At 68.0% G+C, this 7,751-nt stretch carries 7 protein-coding genes; all 7 read left to right on the forward strand.

Annotated features, from left to right (window positions below; all coding sequences use genetic code 11):
- The first annotated feature begins 4 nt into the window (after window positions 1–4).
- Window positions 5–1,156 carry a glycerate kinase gene (locus HGB39_RS09235; protein ID WP_064080206.1) on the forward strand — a complete coding sequence of 384 codons (1,152 nt, stop codon included), beginning with the start codon at window positions 5–7 and terminating at the stop codon, window positions 1,154–1,156.
- Window positions 1,153–2,211 (forward strand): allantoicase, encoded by a 1,059-nt coding sequence (alc, locus tag HGB39_RS09240; RefSeq protein ID WP_005571369.1) that lies wholly within the window; start codon window positions 1,153–1,155, stop codon window positions 2,209–2,211. Before HGB39_RS09235 ends, alc begins: the two co-directional genes overlap by 4 nt.
- Before the next feature lie 36 nt (window positions 2,212–2,247).
- Window positions 2,248–3,645, forward strand: a complete 1,398-nt coding sequence (locus tag HGB39_RS09245) for an NAD-dependent malic enzyme (protein ID WP_005571371.1) — start codon at window positions 2,248–2,250, stop codon at window positions 3,643–3,645.
- Window positions 3,638–4,981, forward strand: coding sequence for an allantoinase AllB (gene allB / locus HGB39_RS09250; protein ID WP_005571373.1), 1,344 nt, complete (start codon window positions 3,638–3,640; stop codon window positions 4,979–4,981). Before HGB39_RS09245 ends, allB begins: the two co-directional genes overlap by 8 nt.
- 201 nt (window positions 4,982–5,182) lie before the next feature.
- Window positions 5,183–6,712, forward strand: coding sequence for an NCS1 family nucleobase:cation symporter-1 (locus HGB39_RS09255; protein ID WP_005571375.1), 1,530 nt, complete (start codon window positions 5,183–5,185; stop codon window positions 6,710–6,712).
- 12 nt (window positions 6,713–6,724) lie between these two features.
- Window positions 6,725–7,453, forward strand: coding sequence for an aspartate/glutamate racemase family protein (locus HGB39_RS09260; RefSeq protein ID WP_005571378.1), 729 nt, complete (start codon window positions 6,725–6,727; stop codon window positions 7,451–7,453).
- Between the two features lie 84 nt (window positions 7,454–7,537).
- Window positions 7,538–7,751, forward strand: a 214-nt coding sequence (locus HGB39_RS09265; protein ID WP_168442922.1) for a pyruvate dehydrogenase E1 component-related protein, incomplete at its 3' end; no start/stop codon positions are given.

Below are 7,751 nucleotides of genomic sequence, written 5' to 3' on the forward strand. Positions count from 1 at the left end.
CACCGTGACACGTGTACTGGTCGCACCCGACAAGTTCAAGGGGTCTCTCACGGCCGCGGAAGTGGCGGACGCCCTCGCCGACGGACTCCTGGCCGGTGATCCGTCCTGGGTGATCGATCGTGTCCCGGTCGCGGACGGCGGCGACGGCACCGTCGCTGCGGCCGTCGCCGCAGGGTGGTCTCCGGTCACGGTGGCCACCACAGGGCCGACGGGTCGGCCCGTCACCTCGTCCTACGCGGTGCGCGGCTCGACCGCTGTCGTCGAACTGGCTTCGGCCGTGGGCTTGGTGCTGCTCCCGGACGGTGTGGCGGACCCCTTGGGTGCCAGTACATTCGGACTCGGCACCGTCGTCAGGCACGCGCTGGAGGGGGGAGCTCGCGAGATCACCGTCGGTCTCGGGGGCAGCGCGTCAACCGACGGCGGTGCCGGCTTGTTACAGGCCCTCGGCGTGCGAGTCCTCGACGCCGACGGCAACGAGGTCGCGCGGGGGGGAGCGGCGCTGCGCCGGGCCGCCCGGGTCGACCTGACCGGTCTCCACCCGGCGGCGCGTGCGGCGCACTTCCGGCTCGCCTGCGACGTCGACAATCCGCTCCTCGGCCCGACCGGGGCCACCGCCGTGTACGCAAGCCAGAAAGGCGCGGCCGCAGAAGAACTGGTCGTGCTCGAGGACGCCATGACCCGGTGGGCGCAGGTCGTGCGCGCCGCGACCGGCCGCGACGACAGCCGGGTCGCGGGGGCGGGCGCTGCGGGAGGCGCGGCGTTCGGCGCGATCTCGGTGCTGGGGGCCGACACCCGGCCCGGCATCGACACGGTCCTCGGGCTCGTCGACTTTCCCGGAAGACTCGCGGGGGCGGACCTCGTCATCACCGGTGAGGGGTCACTCGACGAGCAGAGCCTCCACGGCAAGGCGCCGATCGGCGTCGCGACCGAGGCGCGCAGGGCCGGAATCCCCGTCCTCGCCGTATGTGGCCGAAACCTGCTCAGCGACATTCAATTGCACAGCGCCGGTATTTCCGCGGCATACGCGCTCGCGGACCTGGAACCGGACCTTCATCGATCGATTAGGGATGCGGCGGAACTACTGCGCCGGATCGGCTGCACGATCGCGGCATCGACTGCCGAACTCGCACCACTCAGCACACGAGGAGAATCATGACGTCACCCGACTTCACCGCACTACCCGACCTCGCCTCACGCGCCCTCGGCGGAAGCGTATCCGCGGCCAACGACGAACTGTTCGCCCAGCGTGAGAACCTCATCAAGGCGGAGGCGCCGTTCTTCGACCCGTCCGATTTCGGGCACAAGGGCAAGGTGTACGACGGGTGGGAGACCCGCCGCCGCCGCGACGACGGCCACGACTACGCGATCGTCCGACTCGGGGCCGCGGGCGTCATCCACGGGATCGTCGTGGACACCGCGCACTTCAAGGGCAACTACCCGCCCTTCATCTCCATCGAGGCGGCGTCGATCGAGGGCTACCCGTCCATCGAGGAGGTCATGAAGGCGGATTGGCAGACCATCGTCGAGAAGTCCCCGGCCGAGGGTGATGCCGCGAACGCCTACGCCGTCGCCGACCGGCACCGGTGGACACACGTGCGGCTGTCGATCTACCCCGACGGCGGCGTCGCGCGGTTGCGTGTGCACGGTGAGGTCGTGCCCGACCCCCGGTTCCTCGACGGGACGGTGGACCTGCTGGCCGCGGAGAACGGCGGACGCCTCGTCGGCTGCTCCGACGCGTTCTACGCGTCGCCCGCGAACATCATCCTTCCCGGGCGGGCGCGGAACATGGGGGAGGGCTGGGAGAACTCCCGGCGCCGCGGCGGCGGAAACGACTTCGCGGTGTTCTCGCTGGCCGCGGCCGGCATTCCCCGGCACGTCGAGATCGACACCAGCTACTACGTGGGGAATGCGCCCGGCTGGGTGCGGCTGAGCACCGCCGACGCGCGGACCGCCGACATCGCGGACGAGAGCGCATGGACCGAACTGCTGTCCCGCACAGCCGTGCAGCCCGACACGAGGCACCGCTTCGTTCTGGACGCCACCGATGCGGCGACGCACCTGCGACTCGACGTCTACCCCGACGGCGGCCTGTCCCGGCTGCGGCTGTTCGGCGACCTCGACGCGACCGCGCTGTCGGAGACGCGCCGCACCTGGTGGGAAGCCCTTCCCCAGAGCCATCAAGCGCTCGTCGCCGACCAGGCGCCGCGCTAGTCCGAGCCCCTACCTGACGAACCCGAGGAAACACGCATGCCCAATCCCAGTCCCGGTTACTCCATCACCGTTCGCGTCACGGCCCCGGTCGGCGCAGGCACCACCTCGACTCTCGCGGGGGCGGTGGCCTCCGTGAAGGGCGCCATGACCGCGCTGGACGTGGTGGAGAGCCACCCCGACCACATGGTCATCGACGTGACGTGCGACGCCTCCGACGTCGAACATGCCGAGCAGATCGCGTCCGCGATCGCCGACGTGCCCGGCGTCGTGGTCGGCAAGGTCAGTGACCGCACGTTCCTGCTCCATCTCGGCGGGAAACTCGAAGTGGTGCCGAAGGTTCCGCTCAAGCACCGCGACGACCTGTCCCGCGCGTACACACCCGGCGTCGCCCGGGTCTGCACCGCGATCGCGGAGAACCCCGAGGACGTGCGGCGGCTGACGATCAAGCGCAACACCGTCGCGGTCGTCACCGACGGCTCGGCCGTGCTGGGTTTGGGCAACATCGGCGCCGCCGCGTCGATACCCGTGATGGAGGGCAAGGCGGCCCTGTTCAAGCAGTTCGCGGACGTCGACGCGTGGCCGGTCTGCCTGGACACCCAGGACACGGACGCGATCGTCGAGATCGTCCGGGCCCTCGCTCCGGTGTACGGCGGAATCAACCTCGAGGACATCTCCGCCCCGCGCTGCTTCGAGATCGAGGCACGGCTCCGCGAGATGCTGGACATCCCGGTGTTCCACGACGATCAGCACGGCACCGCCATCGTGGTTCTCGCCGCACTGACCAACGCCCTGCGGGTGGTCGAGAAGAGCCTCGACACGGTGAAGATCGTGGTCTCGGGTGTCGGCGCCGCCGGACACGCGATCATCCGACTGCTGGTCGCGCAGGGTGCGACGAACATCGTGGCGTGCGGGCGGAACGGAATCCTCTCGCCGGACGACACGTCCGACTCGTTCCGTTCCTGGATCGCGAACAACACCAACCCGGAAGCGCGGTCCGGATCGCTGCGGGACGCACTGGTCGGCGCGGACGTGTTCATCGGTGTCTCTGCCCCGGACATCCTGACCGGCAGCGACATCGAGACGATGGCGGAGCGGTCGGTCGTGTTCGCACTGGCCAACCCGGTGCCCGAGGTCGACCCGGTCGCGGCCGGCAGGCACGCGGCGGTCGTCGCGACCGGCCGGTCGGACTTCCCGAACCAGATCAACAACGTGCTCGCGTTCCCGGGCGTGTTCCGGGGCCTGCTCGACGCGCACGCCGTCGAGATCACCGACGACATGCTCATCGCGGCCGCCCGCGCGATCTCCGATTCGGTGTCTCCGTCGGAACTCAACCCCACGTACATCGTGCCGAGCGTGTTCGATGCCGCAGTCGCCCCGGCCGTGGCGGCGGCGGTGCGCGGCGTCGCCGGCGCAGGTCGTGAAGACGATGTCTGACCGGCTCGACCTGCTGTTCCGTGCCCCGCGGGTGATCACCGCGGCGGGAGAGGTCGCCCGCTGCGTGGGTGTGCGGGACGGCCGGATCGTCGTCATCGAACCGATCGGCGCTCAGCTCGACGCCGAGGTGGTGGTCGAGCTGGGCGACGACGAGGTGCTGATCCCCGGTCTCGTGGACACGCACGTGCACGTCAATGAACCGGGCCGCACCGAGTGGGAGGGGTTCGCGAGCGCGACCCGGGCCGCAGCCGCCGGTGGAGTGACCACGATCGTCGACATGCCGCTCAACAGCATCCCACCGACCGTCGACGCCCTGGCACTGGACGTGAAACGCCGGGTCGCCGCCGATCAGGCGTACGTCGACGTCGGGTTCTGGGGCGGCGCAGTGCCCGGCAACGTCCCGGACCTGCGGGCACTGCACGACGCGGGCGTGTTCGGGTTCAAGTGCTTCCTTCTGCACTCCGGCGTCGACGAGTTTCCGCCGCTGGATCCGGCCGAGCTCGAACTGGCGCTGAAGGAGATCGCCGGGTTCGGGGCGATGATGATCGTGCACGCGGAAGATGCGCACGCCATCGACCGCGCGACGTCACCCGGCGGCGAGAACTATGCGGACTTCCTCGACTCGCGGCCTCGGGGCGCCGAGAATCTCGCCATCGCGGAGGTTATCGAGCTGGCGCGGTGGACCGGGTGCCGGGTGCACATTCTGCACCTGTCGAGCTCCGACGCGTTGCCGATGATCGCGTCGGCACGCAAGGACGGCGTGAAGCTCACCGTGGAGACGTGCCCGCACTATCTGTCGTTCGTCTCGGAGGAGATTCCCTCGGGAGCAACGCAATTCAAGTGCTGCCCGCCGATCCGCGAGGCCGGGAACCGTGAGCTGCTGTGGCAGGGACTGGCCGACGGCGTGATCGACTGCGTCGTCACCGATCACTCCCCGTGCACGGTCGACCTCAAGAGATTCGACATCGGCGACTTCGGTGTGGCGTGGGGCGGCATCGCCTCGCTGCAGGTGTCACTGTCCGCGGTGTGGTCGGAGGCCAAACGTCGCGGGCACAGCCTGAACGACGTGGTCCGGTGGATGGCGGAGAACCCCGCCGAACAGGTCGGGCTGAACACGAAAGGGCACATCGCGCTGGGGTATGCGGCGGATTTCGCCGTGTTCGCGCCCGAGGAGGCGTTCGTCGTCGACGCGGCCGCCCTGCAGCACAAGAATCCCGTCTCCGCCTACGACCGGCGTGCCCTCGCCGGCGTCGTGCGCAGTACCTGGCTGGCCGGCAAGCGGATCGACCTCGACGAGGCCCCCCGGGGCCGGCTGCTCAGCCGCGGTCTGGCCTGACGCCGCCGCACCCTTGCATGGGGCTGGATCCGAAAGATCCAGTGCTACAGCGGGTTTGTCGTGTTCCGGGTGGTACGGAACCAAGATATATCCTGCGGAAATCATTGACCGGTCACTGTTGCCTGGCTCACACTTGGAGGGACAATGGAACAAGCTTTCCGTGATACGGAAGTTCGTTCGCCGCCACGCAAGGACAGGCACATGCTCATAGACGACACAGTCTCGCGGCACACCGCTACCGTCGCGACGCCGACGCCGACGCCGACGCCGACAGCGACCAAGACGAGTACCACACTCTACAACCTGGACCTGGCACCCACGAAGGCCTCGGGTCGCCGCTGGGGTAGCTACAGCATCTTCACGTTGTGGACCAACGACGTCCACAACATCGCGAACTACTCGTTCGCCATCGGCCTGTTCGCGCTCGGACTGGGTGGCGGCCACATGATCCTGTCGCTCATGATCGGAGCGGTCATCGTCTGCGTCGCGATGACCTACGCCGGCTTCATGGGACAGAAGACGGGCGTGCCCTTCCCCGTGGTGAGCCGGATCAGTTTCGGAATCCGCGGCGCCCAGATTCCCGCCATCGTCCGCGCGGTCATCGCGATCGTCTGGTTCGGAATCCAGACCTACCTCGCGTCGATAGTCTTCCGGATCTTCCTCGTCGCCGTGGCGCCGTCGCTCGACCGCTTCGACCAGAACTCGATCCTCGGACTCTCCAGCCTCGGATGGATCTGCTTCATCGGGATCTGGGCGATCCAGATCGTCGTCCTCGTCTACGGGATGGAGGCCGTGCGCCGATTCGAGAGCCTGGCCGGCCCGCTGATCCTGGTCACGGTCGGCTCGCTCGCCCTGTGGATGCTGTTCCGCACCGACTTCTCCATCGCGTGGACGTCCGATCAGCCCGCCTCGGGCGGGGAGATGTGGCGGCAGGTCTTCGCAGGCGCGGCCCTCTGGATGTCGATCTACGGCACCCTGATCCTCAACTTCTGCGACTTCTCGCGGCGCTCCCCGTCGAAGACCGCCGTAGTGCGCGGCAACTTCTGGGGACTGTTCGTCAACGTCCTCGCGTTCGCCGTCATCGCGTTCATTCTGTGCGGCGCCCAGTTCCAGATCGACGGCACCATCATCGACAGCCCCACCGACATCGTCGCGGCGATCCCGAACACCCTGTTCCTGTCGCTGGCCTGCCTCGCCCTCGTGATCGTGACGATGGCCGTCAACGTCATGGCGAACTTCGTCGCACCGTCGTACGTGCTGTCGAACCTCGCACCCGAGAAGATCAGCTTCCGCAAGGCCGGCATCATCAGCGCCTGCATCGGCGTGGTCCTGCTGCCCTGGAACCTCTACGACAGCCCCGTGGTGATCAACTACTTCCTCGGCGGCCTCGGCGCCGTCCTCGGCCCGCTGTTCGGCATCATCTTCGTCGACTACTGGTTCATCCGCCGCACGAAGGTCGACGTACCCGCCCTCTACTCGGACAGCCCGACCGGACCCTACTACTACCGCAAGGGATTCAACCTGCGGGCGATCTATGCCCTCGTTCCCGCCGCCCTCGTCAGCACCCTGTTCGCGATCGTCCCCGCCTTCCATCTCGTCGCCCCGTTCTCCTGGTTCATCGGCGCCGGCCTGGCGGCAGCAATCTACGCGGTCGTCGGCGACCGCACCCGGCAGTACGTGGACGTGTCCGGCGAGTCCATCGCCGTGGACAGCGGCCACGGCGACCACTGACAGGAGCTTTCGATGCGCATTCTCGTCGTCAACGTCAACACCACCACGTCCATCACGGACGCCATCGCCAAACAGGCCGAGGCCGCCGCGGCACCCGGTACCGAGATCGTCGGGCTCACACCGGAGATCGGTGCAGAATCCGTGGAAGGAAACTTCGAGAGCTACCTCGCCGCGATCGCGGTGATGGACCGGGTGCGGTCGTACCCGGAACCGTACGACGCGGTGATCCAGGCCGGATACGGCGAACACGGCCGGGAAGGCCTGCAGGAGTTGCTCGACGTACCCGTCGTCGACATCACCGAGGCGTCCGCAAGTATCGCAATGATGCTGGGGCACAAGTACTCCGTGGTCACCACGCTCGACCGCACCGTACCGCTCATCGAAGACCGGCTCCGGCTCGCGGGCCTCGACGTCAAGTGCGCGAGTGTACGCGCGAGCGGTCTGCCCGTCCTCGCGCTGGAATCCGACCCCGAGCGCACGATCGAGGCGATCGTCGACGAGGCCGAAGCTGCTGTGCGCGAAGACAAGGCCGAGGTGATCTGCCTCGGTTGCGGTGGAATGGCCGGCCTCGACGACCGAATCCGGGATCGCACCGGCGTTCCGGTGGTCGACGGCGTCAGTGCGGCTGTCAAGTTAGCGGAATCTCTTGTAGGGTTGGGTCTCTCGACTTCGAAGGTGCGCACCTACGCGCCCCCGCGTCCCAAGCAGATCACGGGATGGCCGCTCGCGAAACCGCGGTAGTCACCTGTGCAGTGAGTTGTACAGCTTCGTCCTCACCCCGGACGGCCACTACGGCGCCCTATCCCGCGCCCGCAACGATGGAGTATCCCTTTGCTCGAACAGACCACGACCTCCGTAGACACCGGCCGCGCCGGCTCGGTTCGCGTCATCCGTGAGGGTGTTGCGTCTTACCTGCCGGATATCGACCCGGACGAGACCACGGAGTGGTTGGAATCGTTCGACGGACTGTTGGACCGGTCCGGACCGACCCGTGCCCGGTATCTGATGTTGCGGATGCTCGAGCGGGCCGGGGAGAAGC

The organism is Rhodococcus opacus (assembly GCF_012396235.1).
In the GTDB taxonomy this organism is placed as follows: domain Bacteria; phylum Actinomycetota; class Actinomycetes; order Mycobacteriales; family Mycobacteriaceae; genus Rhodococcus_F; species Rhodococcus_F opacus.